The 21,774-nt window shown below is 66.8% G+C and carries 21 protein-coding genes; 14 read left to right on the forward strand and 7 right to left on the reverse strand.

All coding sequences use genetic code 11. The features are described from left to right. The first annotated feature begins 88 nt into the window (after positions 1-88). The 5 genes from KL771_RS23720 to dnaN all read left to right on the forward strand — a co-directional run bounded on the left by KL771_RS23720 (position 89) and on the right by dnaN (position 4,557). The gene (locus KL771_RS23720; RefSeq protein WP_261970984.1) at positions 89-1,378 is read left to right on the forward strand and encodes a putative nucleotidyltransferase substrate binding domain-containing protein; all 1,290 of its coding nucleotides are present in this window, start codon (positions 89-91) and stop codon (positions 1,376-1,378) included. Then, entirely contained in the window at positions 1,378-2,049 is a 672-nt protein-coding gene (locus KL771_RS23725) for a 3'-5' exonuclease (protein ID WP_261970985.1), read from the forward strand. Before KL771_RS23720 ends, KL771_RS23725 begins: the two co-directional genes overlap by 1 nt. A gap of 145 nt (positions 2,050-2,194) precedes the next feature. Then, positions 2,195-2,869 carry a nitroreductase family protein gene (locus KL771_RS23730; protein WP_261970986.1) on the forward strand — a complete coding sequence of 225 codons (675 nt, stop codon included), beginning with the start codon at positions 2,195-2,197 and terminating at the stop codon, positions 2,867-2,869. After that, positions 2,870-3,178 carry a DUF1330 domain-containing protein gene (locus tag KL771_RS23735; RefSeq protein ID WP_261970987.1) on the forward strand — a complete coding sequence of 103 codons (309 nt, stop codon included), beginning with the start codon at positions 2,870-2,872 and terminating at the stop codon, positions 3,176-3,178. 236 nt (positions 3,179-3,414) lie between these two features. After that, positions 3,415-4,557, forward strand: a complete 1,143-nt coding sequence (dnaN, locus tag KL771_RS23740; RefSeq protein ID WP_261970988.1) for a DNA polymerase III subunit beta — start codon at positions 3,415-3,417, stop codon at positions 4,555-4,557. 57 nt (positions 4,558-4,614) lie between these two features. On the opposite strand, the gene mepA is transcribed toward dnaN, so the two are convergent. Both mepA and KL771_RS23750 read right to left on the reverse strand, forming a co-directional pair. Continuing rightward, positions 4,615-5,544, reverse strand: coding sequence for a penicillin-insensitive murein endopeptidase (mepA, locus tag KL771_RS23745; RefSeq protein ID WP_390867577.1), 930 nt, complete (start codon positions 5,542-5,544; stop codon positions 4,615-4,617). 389 nt (positions 5,545-5,933) lie between these two features. Beyond that, positions 5,934-6,221, reverse strand: a complete 288-nt coding sequence (locus KL771_RS23750; protein ID WP_261970990.1) for a hypothetical protein — start codon at positions 6,219-6,221, stop codon at positions 5,934-5,936. A gap of 100 nt (positions 6,222-6,321) precedes the next feature. Between KL771_RS23750 and KL771_RS23755 the strand changes: the two genes are divergently transcribed. The 8 genes from KL771_RS23755 (at position 6,322) to KL771_RS23790 (ending at position 9,889) form a co-directional block, all read left to right on the forward strand. Next, positions 6,322-6,585 carry a hypothetical protein gene (locus KL771_RS23755; protein ID WP_261970991.1) on the forward strand — a complete coding sequence of 88 codons (264 nt, stop codon included), beginning with the start codon at positions 6,322-6,324 and terminating at the stop codon, positions 6,583-6,585. Next, positions 6,582-6,881 (forward strand): hypothetical protein, encoded by a 300-nt coding sequence (locus tag KL771_RS23760; protein ID WP_261970992.1) that lies wholly within the window; start codon positions 6,582-6,584, stop codon positions 6,879-6,881. The genes KL771_RS23755 and KL771_RS23760 overlap by 4 nt, the downstream gene beginning before the upstream one ends. Next, positions 6,874-7,017, forward strand: a complete 144-nt coding sequence (locus KL771_RS23765; RefSeq protein ID WP_181184010.1) for a hypothetical protein — start codon at positions 6,874-6,876, stop codon at positions 7,015-7,017. Before KL771_RS23760 ends, KL771_RS23765 begins: the two co-directional genes overlap by 8 nt. A 34-nt stretch (positions 7,018-7,051) precedes the next feature. Next, on the forward strand, positions 7,052-7,279 hold the full coding sequence (locus KL771_RS23770; protein ID WP_261970993.1) for a hypothetical protein: 228 nt from the start codon (positions 7,052-7,054) through the stop codon (positions 7,277-7,279). Between the two features lie 11 nt (positions 7,280-7,290). Further along, positions 7,291-7,704, forward strand: coding sequence for a hypothetical protein (locus tag KL771_RS28320; protein WP_315901523.1), 414 nt, complete (start codon positions 7,291-7,293; stop codon positions 7,702-7,704). Next, on the forward strand, positions 7,701-7,973 hold the full coding sequence (locus KL771_RS23780; protein ID WP_261970994.1) for a DUF1488 family protein: 273 nt from the start codon (positions 7,701-7,703) through the stop codon (positions 7,971-7,973). Before KL771_RS28320 ends, KL771_RS23780 begins: the two co-directional genes overlap by 4 nt. A gap of 8 nt (positions 7,974-7,981) precedes the next feature. Then, positions 7,982-8,794, forward strand: a complete 813-nt coding sequence (locus KL771_RS23785; RefSeq protein ID WP_261970995.1) for a transglutaminase-like domain-containing protein — start codon at positions 7,982-7,984, stop codon at positions 8,792-8,794. A gap of 126 nt (positions 8,795-8,920) precedes the next feature. Next, positions 8,921-9,889, forward strand: a complete 969-nt coding sequence (locus tag KL771_RS23790) for a sulfotransferase family protein (RefSeq protein ID WP_261970996.1) — start codon at positions 8,921-8,923, stop codon at positions 9,887-9,889. Between the two features lie 172 nt (positions 9,890-10,061). Here the strand turns inward: KL771_RS23790 and KL771_RS23795 are convergent, their stop codons facing one another. From KL771_RS23795 to KL771_RS23810, 4 genes are all read right to left on the reverse strand, one after another. Beyond that, complete coding sequence (locus tag KL771_RS23795; RefSeq protein WP_261970997.1) at positions 10,062-10,964, reverse strand: class I SAM-dependent methyltransferase; 903 nt, start codon at positions 10,962-10,964, stop codon at positions 10,062-10,064. Between the two features lie 80 nt (positions 10,965-11,044). After that, positions 11,045-11,740, reverse strand: a complete 696-nt coding sequence (locus KL771_RS23800) for a class I SAM-dependent methyltransferase (protein WP_261970998.1) — start codon at positions 11,738-11,740, stop codon at positions 11,045-11,047. Between the two features lie 119 nt (positions 11,741-11,859). Then, a complete protein-coding gene (locus tag KL771_RS23805; protein WP_261970999.1) occupies positions 11,860-13,212 on the reverse strand; it encodes a nucleotide sugar dehydrogenase in 1,353 nt (450 codons plus the stop codon). Beyond that, positions 13,209-17,009 (reverse strand): glycosyltransferase family protein, encoded by a 3,801-nt coding sequence (locus KL771_RS23810; protein WP_261971000.1) that lies wholly within the window; start codon positions 17,007-17,009, stop codon positions 13,209-13,211. Before KL771_RS23810 ends, KL771_RS23805 begins: the two co-directional genes overlap by 4 nt. A gap of 156 nt (positions 17,010-17,165) precedes the next feature. Between KL771_RS23810 and KL771_RS23815 the strand changes: the two genes are divergently transcribed. Beyond that, positions 17,166-17,705, forward strand: a complete 540-nt coding sequence (locus KL771_RS23815; protein ID WP_261971001.1) for a hypothetical protein — start codon at positions 17,166-17,168, stop codon at positions 17,703-17,705. A gap of 1,908 nt (positions 17,706-19,613) precedes the next feature. Here KL771_RS23815 and KL771_RS23820 read toward each other — a convergent pair. Beyond that, entirely contained in the window at positions 19,614-21,404 is a 1,791-nt protein-coding gene (locus KL771_RS23820) for a polysaccharide pyruvyl transferase family protein (RefSeq protein WP_261971002.1), read from the reverse strand. Between the last annotated feature and the right edge of the window lie 370 nt (positions 21,405-21,774).

The raw sequence follows: 21,774 nt of genomic DNA on the forward strand, positions 1-21,774 counted from the left end.
CCGGTCCGCTGCGGCCTCAATGCGCGACCGTCCCGTCCGGTCCCCCCCCGCGAGGGGGGCGCCCGGCCACATGATGCGCGAGCGCGACGTGAACGCCCTCTTCGTCCAGGACGGCGACCGCCTCGGCATCGTCACCGGCATGAACCTCTCCAAGGCGGTGGTGCTGGCGCGCAAGCCGCTGGAGACGCCGATCGGGGACGTGACCCACTACGACATGGTCGCGGTCGACGAGGACGATTTCGTCTTCGAAGCGCTGATGAAGATGACCAAAAGCAACAAGCGGCGGCTGGCGGTGACGCGCGCCGGCGCCGTCACGGGCGTACTCGAGGATATCGACATTCTCGGCCTGTTCGCCGGCAATTCGCAGCTGATCCCCGGCCGCATCGACCGCGCCCACGGGCTCGACGACCTGGCCATCGCGGCCGGCGACATCCAGGATCAGGTCGGCCGCCTGCAGGCCCAGGGCGTGCGCGTCGAGGACATCGCCGAGATCACCTCCGACCTCAACCGACGCCTGCTCGCCCGCCTGTTCCACATGCTCGCCCCACCGTCCATCCGGCAGGCCGGCACGCTGATCGTAATGGGCTCGGAGGGGCGCGGCGAGCAGACCGTGCGCACCGACCAGGACAACGGGCTGATCCTGTCCGCGCCCGTCCCCGAGGCCGATCTCGACCGGTTCCGCACCGAATTCTCCGGCGCGCTGGCCCAGTTCGGCTTCCCGCCCTGTCCCGGCAACGTGATGGTCTCCAACCCGGTCTGGTCGGCGACCGAGGAGGCCTTCGCCCGCCAGATCCGGCGCTGGGTGCTGGAGCCCGACGACGAGGCGCCGATGCATCTCGGCATCTTCTTCGATGCCGTCGCGGTGGCGGGCGATCCGGCCCCGCTCGATCGCGTCAAGACCGGCTTCATCGAGATGATGCGCGGCGAGAGCGCCTATCTGGCGCATTTCGCCAAGGCGATCGACCAGTTTCCCGGCCCCGGCGGCGTCATCGGCACCTTGATGGCGACGGTCGGCCGCGAGGAGGTGATCGACCTGAAGAAGTCCGGCACCTTCCCGATCGTGCACGGCATCCGCAGCCTGGCCATCGAGCACGGTCTCGTCGAGGCCGGCACGGTCGAGCGCATCGGGCGGCTGGCGGAGACGGGATTGCTCTCGGCCGCCTTCGCGCGCGAACTGGTCGGCGCCTTCCGCTTCTTCAGCGAATTGCGCCTGCGCGCCCAATTGCGCGCCGTCCGGGTCGGCGAACCGCACCAGGAGCGGCTGGTCCGGCCGTCGGAACTCTCCAGCACCGACCGCGACCTGCTGCGCGACGCGCTGCGCGTGGTCAAGCAGTTCCGCGACATCGTGCGCAGCCATTTCAAGCTGGGGCTGTTCTGATGGCGCTCCTCGGCGCGGTGACCAAGCTGGTCGACCAGCAGCGACTGTGGGACAAGCGCTGGCTGTGGATGTTCGAGCCGGACGCGACCGGCGAGGTGGTCTCGGTCGACTGCGAGACGACCGGCTTCGACACGCGCCGGGACGATGTCGTGTCGATCGCCGCGGTGCGCATCCGCGGCAACCGCATCCTGACCTCGGAGGCCTTCCGGGCCGTGATCCGGCCCGAGGCGGCGATGACGGCGGAAGCCATGAAGGTGCACCGGATTCTGGGCTCCGACGTGGTCGACGCCCGCGTCATCCGCGAGGTGCTGCCGGAGTTCCTGGAGTTCGTCGGCACGCGCCCCCTGGTCGGCTACTGGATCGACTACGACGCGACCATGCTGAACCGCTACACGATCGAATATTACGGCCTGCGGCTGCCGAACCGGCGGATCGAGGTCTCGAAGCTCTATTACGACCGCAAATACGGCAAGGCGCCGCAGGGCTCCGAGATCGACCTGCGCTTCGCCACCATCCTGGCCGATCTCGGCCTGCCGGACCGCGTCCAGCACGACGCCTTCGAGGACGCGCTCGCGGCGGCCGAAATGTATGTCGTGCTGAAGGACATGATCGATCGCGGCGTCCGGCTCGGCCGCGATCGGCCCCGCACGGGAGGCCCGGTCGGGGTGTGACGGCCCGGCGGCGGGCCCCCAGGCGCACGAGGACCGGCACGGGGGACCGGCCGGCCGCGATCGGTCCTCCCGCGCCACGGCCGGCCGGCGAAGGGGGTACCGGTCAGGCCGCAATGAGGCTATGTCTCGCCGCGGGGACCGCGCCATGACCGAAGCCGATTTTCAGCCGCTTGCCTTCGATGTCCTGCCTGAGGCGGAGATGCGGGCGCGGGCCGACGCCTTTCTGGCGCTGATGCGCCGGCGGCGGTCGCTGCGCGCCTTCTCGGACCGTCCGGTGCCGCGCGGCCTGATCGAGACCGCGATCGCGACGGCCGGCACCGCACCCTCCGGGGCCAACCAGCAGCCCTGGACCTTCGTGGCCATCGGCGACCGGCGCGTGAAGCGGCGCATCCGGGAGGCGGCCGAGGCGGAGGAACGCGCCTTCTACGGCGGCCGCGCCGGGGATGCCTGGCTCGATGCGCTCGCCCCGCTCGGCACCGATGCCGACAAGTCGTTTCTGGAAACCGCCCCCTGGCTGATCGCGATCTTCGGCCAGCGCTGGGGCACGGCGCCGGACGGCGCCAAGGTGAAGCACTATTACGTGCCCGAATCGGTCGGCATCGCGACCGGTTTCCTGATCGCCGCGCTGCACGGCGCCGGCCTCGCGACCCTGACCCACACGCCCTCGCCGATGGGCTTCTTGAACGAGATCCTGGGTCGCCCGGACGCGGAAAAGCCCTATATCCTGCTGGTCGTCGGCTATCCGGCGGAAGGCGCCACGGTGCCGCGCATCACCAAGAAGCCGATCGGCGAGATCGCCGTGTTCATCGAGGAGGATTGAATGGCCAAGGCATACTGGATCGCCCGCGTCGACGTGACCGACCCGGAGCGCTACAAGGCCTATGTGGCAGCGAACGGTCCGGCTTTCGCCAAATATAACGGCCGCTTCCTGGTGCGTGGCGGTCCGTTCGACAATCCGATCGGCTCGGCGCGCGATCGCAACGTGGTGATCGAGTTCGACAGCCTGGACGAGGCGCGTGCCTGCTACGCCTCGCCCGAATATGCCGCCGCCATCGCAGCGCGCGGCGACGGCGCGGTGATCGATCTGATCATCATCGGCGGCTATGACGGGCCGCAGCCGGGCGCCTGAGCGCCGGCGGGACGGAATCGCGCGCTTCGGCCGCGATCGGTCGCCGGCCGACGCGAGGTTTTGCTTGCGTCGCGAAGGCGTTCCGGCCAAGTTTCACAGCCCGGCGGGGTCGTTCGCGACCGGTTCGCCATGTGGTTCCACCGGGCCGCATGGATGACCGGTGCCGCCGGGGCAGGCCCACCGACCAGCGCGCCGAGACGCCGGCCGCGCGAGGCATCATCCAGAGTTCGAGCCCCATGAAAGTCACCGTCGAGCGGGCGCATCTCCTCAAGTCGCTGAACCACGTGCACCGCGTGGTCGAGCGCCGCAACACGATCCCGATCCTGTCCAACGTGCTGTTGCGCGCGGAGGGCGGCGAACTGAAGCTGAAGGCGACCGACCTCGACCTGGAAGTCTCCGAGGCGATCCCGGCCATGGTGGCCGAGCCCGGCGCCACCACGGTTCCGGCGCACATGATCTATGACATCGTGCGCAAGCTGCAGGACGGCGCCCAGATCGAACTGGCTACCCGCAACGACGGCGCCACGCTCGACCTGAAGGCCGGCCGCTCGAAATTCGCGCTGCAGATGCTGCCGGAGACGGATTTCCCGGATCTGACCGCCGGCACCTTCGGCCATCGCTTCTCGCTGTCCGCGGCCGACCTGAAGCGCCTGGTCGACCGGACCCAGTTCGCCATCTCGACCGAAGAGACGCGCTACTATCTGAACGGCATCTATTTCCACACCGTCGAAGGCGGCGGCGAGTTGCGTTTCCGCGCCGTCGCCACCGACGGTCATCGGCTGGCCCAGGCCGAGATGGTCGCCCCGCACGGCTCGGAGGGCATGCCGGGCATCATCGTGCCGCGCAAGACCGTCGGCGAGATCCAGAAGCTGGTCGAGGATCCGGAGGCCAAGGTCGGCGTCGAGGTCTCCGACAGCAAGATCCGCCTGACCTTCGCGGCCGCCGGCGAGGGCGCCACCGGCGCCGTGGTGCTGACCTCGAAGCTGATCGACGGCACCTTCCCGGAATATGGCCGGGTCATCCCGCAGGGCAACGACAAGGAACTGAAGGTCGACCGCGACGAGTTCGCCGCCGCCGTCGACCGCGTCTCGACCATCTCGTCGGAGCGCGGCCGCGCCGTGAAGCTGACGGTGGGCGACGGGCGTCTGGTCTTGACCGTGGTCAATCCGGATTCCGGCTCGGCGACCGAGGAACTGGCGGTCGAATACGAATCCGATCCGCTGGATATCGGCTTCAACAGCCGCTACCTGCTCGACATCGCCGGCCAGTTGGAGACCGATACGGCCGTGTTCCGGCTGGCCGATCCGGGCTCGCCGACGCTGATCCACGATTTCGGCCAGACCAACGCGCTCTACGTCCTGATGCCGATGCGGGTCTGACCGACCCGTTGCGGCCTGCCGGATAGGCGTGACGCCGGCGGCAGGACGCCGCAGGCGTCAGGGCGTTGCCAGCACCTGGGCGCAGGTCTCGGGCAGGTCGGCGAGCTTCATCGGCGGCTTCGGCGGGGAGGGCGGCGACGGTTTCCAGGGCTCGGGGCCGAGCCACCAGGCCAGATCGGTGCCGCAGCCGTCGCCCTCGGGAGGCCTGTCCTGGTCCTTGCAGTCGGCGATGCCGGCCGGGCAGGCCAGCCGGACGTGGAAATGGTAGTTGTGCCCGTACCAGGGGCGCACCTTGCCGAGCCAGCGGGCCCGATCCGCGCCGCCGTCCTTCCAGTCGCACAGCGCCTTCTTGATCGCCGGATGCACGAAGATGCGCGCGACCTCCGCGTCGCTCGCCGCGCGCCGGATCAGCCGGGCATGCGCCTCGGTCCAGACCCGGGTGTCGATCTCGCGGGTCGCCATCCTGACCATCGAGACGGCGCTGATCGATTCGCGCTCCTGCAGCAGAAGTTCGCGCTGCGGCATGGCGAGCAGCCAGATGTCGGCGTCGAGCCCGATCTGGTGGCTGGCATGGCCGGTCAGCATGGGGCCGCCGCGCGGCTGCGACATGTCGCCGATCAGCAGGCCTGGCCAGCCGTCGCGCCGCGCCGCCTCGGCGAAGCGTTCCAGATAGGCGATCAGCGCCGGATGGCCCCAGTTGCGGTTCCGGCTGAGCCGCATCACCTGCCATGCCGGCCCGTTGACCGGCATGGCGACGCCACCGGCGAGGCAGCCCCGGGCGTAGGACCCGATCGAGCGGGCGGCCAGCGGCGCGGGCTGTGTCATCGAACCGAACAGCACCTTGGCGGCATCGGCCGGCAACCCGTTGCGGGCCGCGACGATCTCGGCGCGGCTCTCCTCGGCGGTCGACTGCCCGTGCGCCGGCAGGCCCAGCCCGCACAGGACGGCCAACCCCACCGCCAATCCCCAAACCGGCCTTGCCACCATGCCGCTCCGTCCGTCTCCCGGCATCCCGCCAAGCCCGATTCGTCGCGGCATCGCCGCGTTGGCATCAGCCTAGATCATCTGCGTCGCCAACGGAATCAGGCCGAAGCGACGGCCACCGGCTGGGCAATGGTCGATCCGAGCATGGTCTCGCGCCCCTGAGGATGGCGGATTTCGAGATCAAGTTGGGGCAGCGGATCGGCCGATGCAGTCCTGTCGGGGCCGGCTTGCGTAAACCGCCGGCAGGCTGCCGCCGAGAACCAGTACAACGCGGCCGCCCCGGGCTATGGCCGGATCGGGATCTTGGCCTGCACATGGCGGCCGGCGGCGCGATCGGGCCTGGGTCACGGCGATAGGGTGACGGTTCGACAACTCCCGCGGAGCGTTCATTTTCAACGCTCCGGCTGTCGATCGTCTGTTTTTCTTTCTGTCGCGAAAACAAACACGCGCAAATCGCTTGTGTCGCGCGCCAATGAAGTACATATAAGGAACTCGTAGATTTGGCCGATATGGCTTTGCGGTGTCAGAGACCCGCCATCTTCCTTCGAATTTCCGATCGCCAAGGCATGCGCTGTTCCGGCGCGACCGTCGCTCGATTCGAATCCTGGAATGAATTCAGGCACTGACCACGGATGTACTGGCAGTCGGAGTTCATTGCTGATCGAACCGGAGCGGCGCATGCGGCGCATCCCTCGTGGTCGAAGAGCCCGTGGTTCGATCCAAGGGGAGGATGCTCCTCCCTTTCGATCGGACCTAGGGGCCTCGCGGAGACCCGCACGCATGGCCAGTCGCACGACCGAGACCACCGTCCGCTTCTCGAAACCCTTTCTGCTGCCGGGTTTCGACCTGTCGCTGCCGGCCGGCGACTACCGCGTCGATCATGATGAGGAAGCCCTTGAAGGCCTCTCCCAGATCGCCTGGCACCGGGTCGGCTCGTTCATCCACCTGCCGGGCATCGGCCAGTCCGGACCGACGCGCCAGATGGTGCCCATCAAACCCGCAGACCTCGAAGCCGCATTGGAAAAGGACAACAGGGGCTCATGACCACCGCCAACCATCCGCGTCGCGGCTCCGCGCCGAACCGCTCCGAAGAGCAGACGCATCTGTTCGCCATCGGACAGGCCGTCCGCCTCAAGGGCGGCTTCGGGCAGCTGTCGCGGTCCTCGGATGTCTATCGCATCACCGGCACGCTCCCGCCGCGGGGCGACCAGCCGCAGTATCGCATCCGCAACGAGGCCGAACGTCACGAGCGCGTTGCCATGCAGGACACGCTCGAACCGCTTCGCGCCGCGCCCGGCGAAGAAGCCGCTCTCATCGAAAGAACCTTCGGACATGGCTAAGGCACAGAAGCGCAGCAACCGCGAGACCCGCAAGCCGAAGCAGGACAAGCCCGCGGCCAAGCCGCCGGTCCTCGGCGCCGGCCAGAACAAGGTGACGGCAGCCTTCAGCACCGACCGGACCAAGGGCAAGACCTGATGCCCGTGGCGGCCCGCGGTTCGAGGGCGCGGCCATGAAGGTCGTGATCGAATTCTACCGCATCCGCCCCTCGGACAAGGCCTGTGCGATCATCGGACGGGAGACCGCCGAAGCCGCCGACCGAAACGCGGCGATCGCCGTCGCGCTTCAACTTCGGGAGACCCTCGACATGCCACAGCGGCCTGACGGCATGTCGATCTATGACGGTGAGGGGAACAAGTTCCACTCTGGATCGTTTGATGATGACGCAGTTCCGGACTGAAAGGCCGCCGCATGGACGCCCCACGATTTGACAGAGCCCGCGCGCGGCAAGCCCTCGCGCTCGGCGTCTGGGAGAACGAGGGCGGAGCGCCGGCCACCGCGATCCTCGACCATCAGTTCGGGCGACGCATCGAAAGCGATCGATCCTGGACGGTCTATCACGTCTTCACCGGCGTCCCGGCCCGCCGCGGCGGTGCGCCGATGACGGGCCTTAGCCGGTCGGAAGCGACCGACGGCATGGTGTCGCTCAATCGGCTCGATGCGCGGGTCAACGCCCGGCGCCGCCGCGAGCGCGAACTGCCGGCATCGTCGTCGGCGGCGGTCGCGGCCGACGAGGCCCCAACCGGCAACCCACCAACCGACACGGCCGCACCCGATACGGGGCCGACGCAGACGGCGCCGACCGGAACGGGCCGCCGATCATGACGCTGGCTTTTCCCAATCCGACCCGTAGTTTCGATCGGGCGCGCAATGCGGTCCGCTTCCTCGGTCACGACGGCATGTTCGAGGTCCGGTTCTTCGTCGAAGCGGCGGCGCTCGGCGGTGCCGGATCGCGTGGCGGCGCGGAACTGACGGAAGACGAGTGTTTGTCCGCCTTCGATCGGCTGCGCAGTACCATTCAGGCGGTCGCGCTGAAGGCCTATGCCGGCCGGCGGCTCGACAGCTACACCTTGACCACCACCCAGTTGCGATAGTGGGGCCGATGCTCATTCGTTGCGGTTACGAAATCACCATGTCGTTTGACCAGCCCACGGCGCTGGTCTGCCTGTTGTCGGTCCATGAGGATCGGCGCGCCGACATCCGAAGCCAGGAGACGGCCTTCACGACTCCCGAAGTGCCGATGTCGATCTATGTCGACCTGTTCGGCAACCGCTGCCGGCGGCTCGTCGCGCCGCCGGGCGACTTGATGATCTGGGGCGATGCGACCGTCGAGGATAGCGGTCACCCGGACCCGGTGCTGCCCTGGGCGCGCGAGATCCCGGTGACCGATCTGCCGGATTCGACGCTCGCCTATCTGATGGGCAGCCGGTATTGCGAGACGGATCGTCTCAGCCAGATCGCCTGGGACCATTTCGGCAAGATCCCGCCGGGCTGGGGACGCGTCCAGGCGATCTGCGATTTCGTCAACAATCACATCAAGTTCGACTATCTGCAGGCGCGTTCGACGCGGACCGCCTACGAGGTCTATCACGAGCGCATCGGCGTCTGCCGAGACTTTGCGCATCTGGCCGTCACCTTCTGCCGCTGCCTCAACATCCCGGCCCGCTACGTCAATGGCCATCTCGGCGATATCGGCGTGCCGGTCGTCGAGCCGATGGATTTCAGCGCCTGGATCGAGGTCTTTCTCGACGGTGCGTGGCGCACCTTCGACCCGCGCAACAACGTGCCCCGGATCGGCCGCATCGTGGTTGCCCGCGGTCGCGACGCCGCCGACGTGCCGCTGGTCAACTCCTTCGGCCCGCATGTGCTGAAGACATTCCGCGTTTGGACCTACGAAGTGCGGCAGGCCGCCTAGCCTCGTTCCGATCCGGCGGGGCGGTCCCGCCGCTTCAGACCTTCATCCGGCCGCGCGCCATTCCCCATTTTCAAAAGCCTCCATACCCTTGATAATGGGAGGGTATCGGGCGCGTGGGGACAGTTGGTGGCGAACGAAGACTGGCATGGCAAGATCGGGGGTCCGCAACGGCGGGCGCTCGTCGTTCTGGGCATGCATCGGAGCGGGACCTCTGCGCTGGCCGGGAGCCTCGCGGCTCTCGGGGCGGGCACGCCGGCGCGCCTGATGCGGCCGGCGCGGTTCAATCCGCGCGGATATTGGGAGCCGGTCGCCATCGTCGCGGTCCATGACGAAATTCTGAGTGCGATCGAGATCGAGTGGTCGTCCTGGCGCTCGGTACCCGCCGCATGGTTCCGCTCGGATATGGCGGCCCGCTACCGGGCGATCCTGTCCGACCTCGTCCTGTCCGAGTATGGCGCGTCGCCCCTGTTCGTCGTGAAGGACCCGCGCATGTGCCGGCTTCTGCCACTCTGGCACCGGGTCTTCGCCGGTCTTGGGATTGCTCCGGCTTTCCTCATTGCGCTCCGCCATCCGCTGGCCGTGGCCGCCTCGCTGGAGCGTCGGGAAGGGATCGGCACCAGTCGTGCCGTTCTCGTCTGGATGCGTCACATGCTGGAAGCGGAAGCCTCGACGCGGGACCGGGTCCGTGCCTTCGTGAGCTACGAGGGTGTGCTCGCCGATTGGCGCGCGGAACTGGGCGAGGCCGGCCGTCGCATCAAGTTCGATTGGCCGCTCGACGAAGACGACCGGCGGGCTGCGGTGGACGCCTTCCTGTCGGCGGACCTCCGCCATCATGCGCCGCCGCCCTTCGACGACGCCCTCCAGGGCATCCTGCCGCACGCCGCCACGGTCTATCGGCTTCTGAACGCGCTCAGAGCCGGCGACGACAGCGCCGCAAACCGGGCGACGCTGGATGCCATTCGTCGCGAGACGGACGCGTGGTGCCGGCTGTTCGGCAATATCGGGCCGGAACACGAACCGGCCGACGGCCGCAAGAAGGCGCCACCCGCACTGGACGCCGAAGCTCCGAAGTCGCCGCCGCCGACAATCCCCTGAAGCGATCGCGGCGGGCCGCCGTGATCGGAGCCTGCTCTCGTGGTTCGATCGAGACGGATGGTACCCATCCGTCTCGTGAATCCGAAGCATTAACTCTTTGACTCCGCGGTCAATTCAATCTGACGTCAATTCATTCTGACATTTGCGGGACGCAAATGTCAGATTTTGACCACTAGCGGGTCGCCATCGCGACGGCGTAGTGGGTCTCTCCCAGCAGGGTCAAGCTTTCGTCGAGCAGCAGCGCGGTCTTCAGGAGCCCCTCGTCGGCCTGCTCGTCGATGTTGGACAGGATGTCGTTGAGCGCCGAATGATAGATGACGCCGCCGGTCAGCCTGATCTGGATGTCCGGAAAGATCGCCTTGAGCGACGGGATGATCCGGTCGCTGTCGGCGGCTTCGGACGGATCTTCGGCGATCATCAAATCGATCGACGGGCGCAGGACCGCGCGCGGGATCGATCGCGCGGGATCGCCTGGTGCGACGAGATAGCGATCCGGCAGGCCCTGGCGGAATCGGCTGCCGAAGTCGAGCATCCGGTCCGTCCACTGGAAGCGGGACGGTCCGACGAAGTCGTTCATCGCAAAGACGCCGCCGGCGCGCAGGCGCTCCCGGCTCCAGGCGACCGCCATCTCGGTATCCGGCATGTGATGAAGGGCGTCATGCCAGTAGACGAGGTCGAAGGTGCGATCCCGGCAATCCGTGAAGGCGTCGGTCTCGTGGAAGAAGACCTTGTCGGTGATGCCGAGCCTCTCGGCATGCTGGCGTCCGGCGGCGATCCGAACACTGCTGATCTCGTAGAGGTGGAACTCGCCAACCAGGCCCGCGACGACCAGTTCCATCTCCATCACGCCGGTCCCGCATCCGACGGAGACCGCGCGGGCGAACGGGCCGCTCGACGCTGCCTGCTCGATCAGGTGATGGAAGCCGGCATGGGCTCCCGGCCTCGGCTGACCGGTCGTCATGCGATTGATATGGGCGTGAATGGTCGGGAACTGCCACCATCGCGACCGCGCCGGCAGCGACCGGCGCTGCGCATCGTTCCAGAATGCGGCGGCTTTGCTGGTCGTCGGGTCCATTGGTCGCCTCCCGGGGCGGATGGGTGTTGGGGGACGGGCCTGCCCGTTCGGCGGGCCCGCCCGATCGGCGGGGGTTGCCTTCAGGCGCCCGGGGCGGGTCGCTGGAGGCTTCGATAGCGGGAGTCCTCGCGCAGATAGGCGCCCACGGCGGCGAGAACGGCGGCCGATTTCGCGATCAGGTGGACGGCCTCCGTATCGCCTGTGACCGGATCGGCCGTCTGGACGATGAGCAGATGCAGTCCGGCCTCGGCCAGGCCGAACCGAACTGCAAAGTCGCGCCCGTAGAGGTGGAAATACTGGTGCACGCCGGTGGCGGTCTCGAAGTCCTGGCTGAACTCGCGCGAGAGGGGCCGCGAGACGACGAGATGGATCAGTCCGGCGGGACTGAGGATGCGGGTCAGTTCGCGAAAGGACGCCCGGTCGTCGGGCACGAATTCGAGAACGTGGCTGAGCGATATGAAATCGTAGGCTTCGTCCGGACGGTCGATCTTCTGCAGATCGAGGCTGTTCTGGCCGCCATAGACGGAGACTTCCAGCGAAGCGAACCAAGACGGCGCCAGGGCGACGTCCGGGCTGAACTGCAAGCCCCGCCGCCAGGACAGGACCCCGATCGGCAGGTGCTGGAACAGCGCGCGATTGGCGCGATGCCGCTCCAGCGAGCCGCACCGGGCGCAATGGGGCGGCTTGCCGGACTCGGACATGCGGCCGGCGGGGCCGGGCGAAAACACGGTCCCGCCGCAGACCGTGCAGGCGGGGGTGGGCGAGACACTGGTCATGATCTGCTTCCTGGGTCTTCGAAGGACCGGCGGCCGCCCGCCGGGCTCGGAACCTTCATGTCGTCATGCGCCGTCGCCGGGACATGCCGCGGGGCTGCCCCCGACGGCGGCCGCACCCGTCAGGCCTTGACGATTCGATCGGCATGCCGGTCGACATGACGCATTGCGTTGCGCGTGTCCACGATCAGCGGACAGCCCTGCGCCAGCATCTCGTAGTCGATCAGGTCGTGATCCGTGACGATCAGCGCCGCATCGAACCGAGCCAGAGTGCCCGGCGACCATTCGACCGACCGCAGACCGGCCAGGTCCGGGTGCTCGCGCGTGATCGGGATCGTCGGGATGTGGGGATCGTAGAACTCGACCTCCGCCTTGCGCGCGCGCAGCAGTTCCATCAGCCGCAGGCCGGGCGATTCGCGGCAGTCGTCGACATTCTTCTTGTAGGCGATGCCGATGAGCAGAATGCGGGCGCGGCTCAGGCTCTTGCCGTGGCGCAGATCCAGTGCCTCGGCCAACCGGTCGACCACGTAGCGCGGCATCATGGTATTGATTTCGCCGGCCAGTTCGATGAAGCGCGTCGAGATCTCGTATTCGCGCGCCTTCCAGGTCAGGTAGAAGGGATCGATCGGGATGCAGTGACCGCCCAGGCCCGGACCCGGGTAGAACGGCATGTAGCCGAACGGTTTCGACTTCGCCGCCTCGATCACCTCCCAGATGTCGATGTTCATCCGGTCGAACACGATCTTCAATTCGTTGACGAGCGCGATGTTGACCGATCGGAAGATGTTTTCCGTCAGCTTGGTCGCCTCGGCCACTCTGGCGGACGACACGGGAACGACGTTCGAGACGACCTGCGCGTAGAGGGCCGTGGCGAGGGCCCGGGCCGTGTCGCCGTCGCCGCCGACCACCTTGGGGATGCTGGTGGTCGAGAACTGGATGTTGCCGGGATCTTCGCGCTCCGGCGAGTAGGCAAGAAAGAAGTCGGTGCCGGACTTGAGGCCGGTTTCCTCGAGGATCGGGCGCACGACCTCTTCGGTCGTGCCGGGGTAGGTGGTCGATTCGAGCACGATCAGCTGGCCGGGCCGGAGATGGTCCCGGATCATGCGGGCGGTGGCGACGACGAAACCGAGATCGGGCTCCCGCTGCGGCGTCAGCGGGGTCGGCACGCAGATGATGACCGCATCGGCGGCATCGAGCGCCCGGGCATCCGATGTCGCGTGGAACCGGCCCGTGGCCACGGCCGCCGCGATGCGCGCGTCCGCGATCTGCTGGATGTAGGATCGGCCGGCATTCAGGTGCTCGGTCTTGCCGGCATCGATGTCGAAGCCGGTGGTCGGAAAGCCGGCGCCGCACAGAGCCAGCGCCAGCGGCAATCCGACATAGCCGAGGCCGATGACGGCGACGCGCGCCGTGTGCGCTCGGAAGTGGGCGTCGGGACGGTCCGAACCGGCGGGAGAATTGTCTTCCAAGATCATGCCTGTTCTTTGAGGGCGGCCTGGGCCTGGAAACGGGCGACGATGTCCAGGATGTCCGAGACGCGGTGGTCGAAGGTGTGCCGGGCGAGCACGATGCTGCGCAGGGCGGCGCCCATGGCCTTGCGCCGGTCGTCGTCGGACAACAGCGCCCGTACGGTCGCGCCGAGATCGTCCGCGTTCCGGTAGGTGGCGACCGCGTCACCGAACAGGTCGGTCATGCCGGGCACGTCGTCGCTGACGATGGCGGCGCCGCAGGCCCCCGCATCGAAAATGCGGTTCGAGACGAACCCCTCCCGCTTCATGTCCTGCCAGTGATCGTTGAAGACGATCTTGGCATTGGCGTAATGGTGGCGCAGCCGTTCGTTCGGCAGATAGGTGCCGCGGATCTGCTTCTCGGGGATCAACCCGTCCCACCGGCTGCCGTAGACGCCGACATCGAGCCCCGCCCGAACGGCATCGTCGATGATCGGACGCCGGACGCCGCGGGAATTGGCGACGAACAGGAGGTCCGGCACCGCCGCGGGCTCCGCTTCGGCGTCGCGCCTGTCGCCGTCGTGAAAGTCGCCATCATGAAACAGGGCCGGGTCGGTGCATTGCAGGAGCGGCGACACGCGGTCGCCGAGCCGGCGGCGCAGGACTTCGGCATAGGAATCCGAAGCGACGAAGACATGGTCGTAGGCGTCCAGCTCGCTCAGCGGCACGTCGTCCGGATGGCTGATCAGCCAGAGCAGGTTGATCTTCGAGGCGACCGGCTTCCATGCCGACAGCCCGCGCAGCACGAGCACGACATCGTCTCCGGCGCCCTGCTGGGTGGCCCAATCGGGCAGGATGTCGATGCGCGCGAAATGCCCGGCCCGGGTCAGCGCGCGCTGCAATCCGAGAGCGAAATGCCAGTCGCCCCAGGAGAGCTTCTCCTCGTGGTTGGGGACGCCGATCTTGATGCTGAAGCGCAGGGTGCTGCGGGCGAAAGCCCGCAGGGCGTCCCTGAACGCCATCGCCCGGTTCTTGTAGGTGTGCTTCTCCCGCACTTCGGCGCAGAGCCGCGCGGCCAGGGCGGCCCGCTCCTCCGGGTGGGCCAGATAGCGGGCCAGCAGCGCCGACAATTCCTCGGCGGTGGAGAAGGTCGGCAGCAGGTCGCCGAACAACTCCCTGGCGCCGCCCCGGCAGTTGGTGACGACCAACGCCCCGCTGCCCAGCGCATCGAAGATGCGCGAGTTCAGCGAATTCCAGGTCCGCGTGACCGGGTGCGAATCGTCGATGACCAGCCTGGCGGACGGGTAGATGTCGGGCAGCTCGTAATAGGGCACCGAGCGGCGCCAGTGCCGGCGCCAGCGCGGATGATCTCCCCATCCGTAGCCGTAGATCGCCAGGGACCCCGGCAGGTCGACCTTGTCCAGAAGCCCGACGGCCTCCCGTTCGTGGCTGAGATAGTAGCTGCCGGTGAAGACGATGTCGGTGCGGTGTTCCTCGACCGGTTCCCGGGGCGAGAAGCGCTCGTCGTTCGTCGCGATCGGCAGCAGATAGGCGGTCCGTCCGGTCGCCTCGGCGATATGGCGGATCGCCAGTTCCGACGAGCAGAAGATCAGATTGTAGGATTGGAAATGCGGCGAGGCCAGCCATTCGTCGACCCGGTTGCGGATCCAGGCGACCGTGACCAGTCCCGGATTGGCGCTGCGGGCCTTGCCCAGGTCGTAGTCGTGGCGCATCGCGACGGCCACGTCTGTCCCCTGCAGGTCGTGCAAATTGAACCTGACGAACAGCGTTTCCCAGCCGTACAGCTTGCGCATGGCCGAGGCCATTTCCATCGCGGTGTAGAAGTCGCCGGCGGGGGTCGAGAAGGAGGCGTCGGTCACGATGAAGGTGACGCGCAGCGGGCGCGCGCGCCAGACGGTCTCGCCGTCGATCAGCGACTGGAGCGTGCGATGGACGATCCGGCGCTTGAAATGCGCGTTGAAGGTCTGATGGTTGGCGATCTGCGATTTGGGATTCGACAGGATCGGATTGGGCTTGCCTGAGACGAGGCGGGCCGTCCGGGTGTAGCTGCGATTGTGGATCGCGGTGACCGAGGTGTCGCAGACGATGCGCCGGCCGATCCGCTCGGCCATCCGCAGGCACAGGTCGACATCCTCCATGCCGTAGAAATAGGCCTCGTCGAAGCCGCCGACGGCCAGGAAGTCCGCCTTGCGGCAGAGGAGCGCGGCACCGGTCACCGCCGGCAGTTCGTAGGCGGCGCCGATATCGGAATATTCGTCGGCCACCTCCGCGGGGTGATAGGTCACCTCGCCGGACGCCTGGATCCGCGGACGGAACTGGATCCCGCGGTGGTGTGTCTCGTAATGCAGCGTGCCGCTCTGGTCGGGGATCGGCTCGACCAGCCGCATTCCGACGACGCCGACGGTCGGATCGCGCTCCAGCCAGCCGGCCATCGCGGGCAGGCAGTCGCCGGTGAACAGGATGTCGTTGTTGACGAAGAACAGATACTCGCCCGAGGCCATGCCGGCGGCGAGATTGTTGGACGACGAGAACGAGAAATTCGCGTGGCGCGGGACGATCTTCAGATCCAGCCTCGACCGGAAGCCGCCGGCCACGTCGAGGCTGTCGTCCGACGAGCCGTGGTCGACCACGATGACCTCGACCGGCCGCGAGGTCATGTGCCGGGCGATGGTTTCCAGGGTCTGCGCGAGGATCCGGGCGCCGTCCCAGTTCAGGATGATGATGCTGACGCGGCCGGCCGGAGATGCGGCGGCGGCCTGGGGTGGCCGGCTGACGATGTTGGTCAGCGGCAGCGCCATGGTGTCGCTGCGCGGGGACAGGCTGTCGTAGGCGGCGAAGAAGTCGACCAGCGGGAACAGGACGCGGCGGCTGCGTTCCCGTTTCTCGCCGAACTCCAGCACCGCGCCCCCGCCCTCGACGACGCGCGCCTCGATGATGCGCCAGGTGCCGTTCATCAGATGCGTCGGCCACCGGAAGCTGAATGCGTGGAACCCGCTTTCGGTCACCGTCTGCAAGCGCTTCTGGAACTGATTGGCCGTCACGATGGCGACCGAGACGCCGTCGACCAGAAGCGAGATGCGGATGGGCCGGAAGGGTGCCTGCAGGTTGACCGCCCAGCCTTCGACGGTCTCGCAGTCGACATGCTCCACCCGGCCGGCAAAGCGGTCGCTCTTGCCCTGCAGGAGGTTCCGGCCGAGGTTTGTCGGCAGGCGGCGATGGCTCGGAAAGGTCAGGGCTTCGCCGGCAACCTTCAGCGTCAGCCAATGACCCAAGCCGTCGAACAAGGCTTGGGGAACCGGCAGGCTGAAGCCGTGGTTGCCGAAGATGCCGTATTTGGCATTGACATCGTTTCGGGTCACATTCGTTTCGGTGCTGGCGACGAAACGCTTTCCGTCCCACAATTCGACCGTCACGACGGCATCGGCCATGGTGCTGTCGAAAGCCCAGCCGCGAATGATGCCACCTTCGACGGAATCGACCGACATCAGCACCTTCGCCTGGTACAGCGCCAGATTCCGACCGCTGGCGTTTGGCAGATGCCGCCCCGGTTCGCCAGCCGGCGTGACGCCGAGCCGATGAGGCCGGTTGTCGGCGAGCGCCTGGGGCAAGTGATAGGTGAAGGATGCGAGCGGTCGGTAGGGCGTGTCGGCCGACGGCTCGGCCACCGTGACGGTCAGTTCCGCGAGCTTTTCGCCGTCGCACCAGACCGCCAGGCGGATCGTTCCGCGTGCCGCCGGGATCAGCCATCCCTGGATTTCCCGGCCGAGGATGCGCCAGCTGCCGTCGAGAATGCCCGTGGACAACGAACGCGGTATCGGGCCCGATGCCGCATTCTGACGCAGCGGCGCGACCGTATCGGACGGCATCGCGTCCTGGTTCGCAGCCGTGTCCGATACCGGCGCCAAGACCGGGGCGGGGTCGAAGCCGTCGGTGGATGCCCAGCCGGTCGGTTCGGGGCTTTGGAGGTCGTCCGCGGGACGGCGCGCCACCTCCCTCAATCGGTCGAGAAACGCTGCATTGTTGAACGGCACGGTGACATCCGGCAGGACGTCCAAGTCGATCGCTTCGGACAGATGTCGGATGCGCAGAGCCGCCGGGGCGTCGGGTGCCGCCGCAACGGCTTGCGACAGGTCGTCCAGGATCGGGATGATGACGGCGGGCGGGATTTGCGCCCAATCAATTTGAAATCCGCCGAGACAGTCGGCTCTTCCGATGGCGGCAGCCAGATCGGGGCGGTGCCGGTCGGCAAGGATCGACCCGAGAGTCCGTCCCTGGAAGACCAGCTCGAGTTCGGCGATCGGGGCGTCTTCATCCGTGCCGATGCACCACCCGCCAAGGCTGGTGTCGTTGCACCATTCGACCGCGCCGCGAATGCCGGGTGGTTCACGCAGATTGCCAAGGTTCCAAGATGCCGCGACCGCAGGTTCCGTCGTTTCCGCCGCGTCCGGGACGGCTGGATATTCTGCGTCCGCCGATGGCGCCACGAACACGTTCGTTAACATTCCTTCGGTTGCGGATCGACGTCCAAGCTGAACCAAAGATAGTCTCCAGAATTGCTACGTTACGTATCGTCAGGAGATCCGATCCTCACCGATCCTCCCGGCTAGCACAGGATGCCAATCCTAAAAACAGTAGCTTCCGCTACTCGATCCGACCCGCTGGACCTGCATCAATCTCCCGTCTATCGAATTTGTGTGACGAAGGTGACCACCTGAATCACAGGATTGCAAGATTATGGCAACGGGGGAATACGGGTCGGAACTGAGGACTGGCATGCGCTACCTTGTTGGCGAACCGGCTCACCCAGGAACAGCCGCGCTTTATTTCCAAGATTTCCCAAACGCTTGGAAGACTACCGGGATTTTTCCAGGGGCGCATGGCATCAATTCCGACATTGCCGCCCACCGTGGTGGCGAAGGTGCCGATCGATCTTGATCTGCCCTACACCCTTCACCTCCGTAGAGAAAATCGTCCGGTGGATCGTTCCGTTGCGAGATCCGGGGGGCAATATCATCAGCTGTTTGTCATTTTGCAAGTGCGTCGAAAAATCACTTCGACAATAATACCGCTATTTCGAATTTTATGAGAGTCCTAATTGTCAAATAAGAAGGGCATGAGTTGTTTTATATTGAAAAGAATTACAGGATATGCGAGCCGTCTGAGTGGAAGTAATACAATAATGTCTTGAAAATAATTATTAATATATTCAATAAATATAATTTATATTTATTGAATATTGCAATAATTGTTACGAGCATTTATATGCTTGGATATTTCTGAATTGTTTCTATTTCAAAATTCTTCGAAGGCAAGCACCGCCGAGACCAGGCCGGCTTATGCCTTGGTTGCGCGCAGCGGACAAGTCTGACCTCATCTCACATCGATAGATTGAATAGTATTGATTTGTTTATTTGATATCGTTTCCCGATTTTCGGGCGTCGCGAGATGTGATCTCTTCGTCTAAGCTGGAATTGATCCTGAGATTCGCTGTAATTTCTGGCTGCATCGGCGATAGGGATCTCGATAGAAGCGAGGCGCATACTCGATGGTTCGGCACTACAACTTTCAGTCGCGCCTTGGATATTTTCGGTTGAGCGGGTGCAGCGCGCCGGAGTGCGCCATTTTTCTGAGGGCCGGAAGGTGACCGTCAGCGCCAGCGCGGCCGGCGCGCGCGGGCATGTCCTGGTCGTCGAAGGCGCATCCGGGAGAAGCGACCGGGCCGACGCCCGGCCCGCCTCGGAGGCCCGGTCGTCACGGGGCCTCGATGTCCTCCGGACGGAATTGCACCTGTCGCGGGAAGCGGGCGTGCCGGTGCGGATGTGGTGGCGGGACGACGACCTCGTCGCGAACTCGCGCGCCTTCGAAGCGCTGATCCGTCTGGCACAAACCTTCCGGACGCCGGCCCTGGTTTCGATCATCCCCGGATTGGCGTCGGAGGCCCTGGATGTCTCCGCGGCCGATCCGGACCTCATTCATTTCTGCCAGCACGGCTGGCGGCACATTAATCACCAGCCCGAGGGCGGCGGCAAAAGCGAATTCGGCGCCGGACGCGATCCGGAGGCGGTGGAAGCCGAGATCGCCGCCGGTCAGGTCGTTCTCACCCGCCTCCTGGGCGACCGGTGCATGCCGATTTTCGTCCCCCCCTGGAACGCCTGCGACGAGCGTCATCTGGAAATCGTGCGGGCCCGCGGCTTCACCGGCCTGTCGAGCTTCGGGCCGCGCCCGCGTCCCTTCGCGGTCGGCGGTCTCCGGTTGGCCAACGCCCATCTCGACATCCTGCAATGGGAGGCGCCGGGCGGCCCTCGGCCGGTGCCGTTCGACGAGGCCTGCCTGCGCCTGGCCCGCATCGTGCGAGAGCAAAGGCAGAAGCCCGAGGCGGATGCCGAACCGATCGGCATCCTGTCCCATCACCGCGCGATGCGCGAGGAGTCCTGGTCGTTGCTGGAGGGGTTGCTCTCGGCATTCTCGGGCGTGCCGGGCGTCTCCTGGCTCACCGCATCCCAGGTCTTCGCGCCACCGCCCGCCTGATCCCAGACCACGAACGTTCGGGGATGCAGCCTCGGGTCGACAAGTTCGGCCCAGGCGAAGCGATTATTGTCTCCGGTGGACGCCATGCTGGTCGCGATCAGGAGGCTGCCGGTTCCTTCAACGCCCTGCGGGACCGCAATCCGCCACGGCGTGACCCCGGTGGCGTCGGCCACGACATCGGTCCGCCCCAGCATCCGGCCATCCTCGCCGATCAGCATCAGGCCGAAACGGACCGGTCGGCCGTCCGGATGGGCCACCGTCGCCCCGCCGCGCAACTGGTCGCCGCCGCGCAGCGGAATCGGGTCGAGAACGGCCTCGGTGACGCCGCCCGGCGGCGGATGCAAGGCCAGGCGGTCGCCCTGTCGGCCGACATGGTCGCGCATCCCGCGCAACCCGAGCAGGTTCGTTTCGAGCAGGTTCACGGACGGCGCGGCGCGCGTGCCGGCCGCCGATCGGGCCGCCATGCCGGCAAGGCGCGCAACCCAGCTCCGCGACGCCGCATTGTCGGCGGCGACGGCGCGGGCGAAATCCGCCCTTTGCGCCTGGCGCGACGGATCGGGTGGCGCCGCGAGCACGCCTTCGATCGCAGCCCAGTGGGTGTCGAGCGCATCCTGCGCCGCCGCCAGGGCGGCGATCCGCGGCGCTTCGTCATGGCCCACGGCCGCGAGGCGCGCCGGCGCGTCCGCCCAGTCGCCGCAGAGGATATCCGGCAGCCCGTATTGGTCGGCCAGGTCGGCGGCCCATGACGTGGCGTCGCCGGTGATCAGGACGCCGGGATTGCCGTAGGCGAAGGCCGCCAGGAAGCAGGTCCGATCGGACCCGACATAGCCCTCGCTCGAGGCGAGGCAGGCCGCCACGTCGCGCAAGGCGGAAGGCCGATCGAGCAGAAGGTGCGGGACGGGAAGCGAGGCCGACACGGCGCGCGCCAGAATGCCGGCATTGCGATCGGTGTCGCCCGCCAGCAGGATCGGCAGGCCGCGGGCGGGCGCGGCCGCCTGCATCACCCGTTCCGCCAAGGCCGCGGCGGAAATCCCGGCGCGGTCGTCGATATGCACGACCACCGACCGGGCCGGAACCGGCTGGCCGCGGCGGACGAACAGTGCCCGGAACCGTTGCGTCAGGCTCGCACGCGGCCAGAGGCGCGCAATGTCGAGGATTGGGTCGGGAACCAGGGACACCGGGACGGTCGCATCGGTGCAGTCCCGAAGCCGCTGCAGGCTCGACCGGTCGCGGACCGCGACATAGTCGCTGGCGGCCAGCAGGGTGGCCACGAGCCGCTGCAATTCGGCCGTCCAGACGGACCCGGCAACGCCGGGTGCGTTCCAGATCAGGCGCGCGCCGGCCCGCTCGGCGGCGAGGCCTGCACCAAGCCACAGGGACGGCAGGGCAACATGGCGCATCGGATCGTCGGCGCCATAGCCGGGTTCATCGGCCGTCCCGATCCGGATCACGTCGCCGCCGCCGATCAGACAGGCATCGCAGCGAAAGCTGTCGTCCAGCGCGCGCTCGGACGCGGTCGACGACCGCGCATCCTGCCAGCGCAGGGATACCCCGCCCGCCGGAGCCAGTGCGGTCAGCCGATGGTCGGCCAACCGGGCATGCGCGATCAGCGGCATCAGCAGATCGCCGAAACCGCCGGTGTCGAAGCATCCGAACTGGGCGATATCCATTCCGGCGCCTTCCTTGCCCTGGGCCCGCCCCTGGCGACCTAGGACGGACGGACCGATTTTGCAATGCGGCGGTCCTCTTTCGCGCCCGCCCGCCCACCTGCTCGCCCGGACGGGTCGGCGGATTTGGACGGGCGGTGTGACCGGCGGGGGCCGCGACCGGCATCCAAAAGCGCGGCGCCGGCAGCCTCATTTCGCCAAGACACAATCTAAGAGCGTATAAATCGCGAGAAAACGATCGAAGATCGTATTGTTCCGCGAAAATGCGTGGCAACCAGCGCATCATTGACGCTCATGGGAGAGGCAGTATACGCCAGCATGAGAGTGCGATTAGGTTTGCATTTGTCAAAAGAGGGAGCGCCTGTATTTTTGG

It is taken from the genome of Prosthecodimorpha staleyi (assembly GCF_018729455.1).
In the GTDB taxonomy this organism is placed as follows: domain Bacteria; phylum Pseudomonadota; class Alphaproteobacteria; order Rhizobiales; family Ancalomicrobiaceae; genus Prosthecodimorpha; species Prosthecodimorpha staleyi.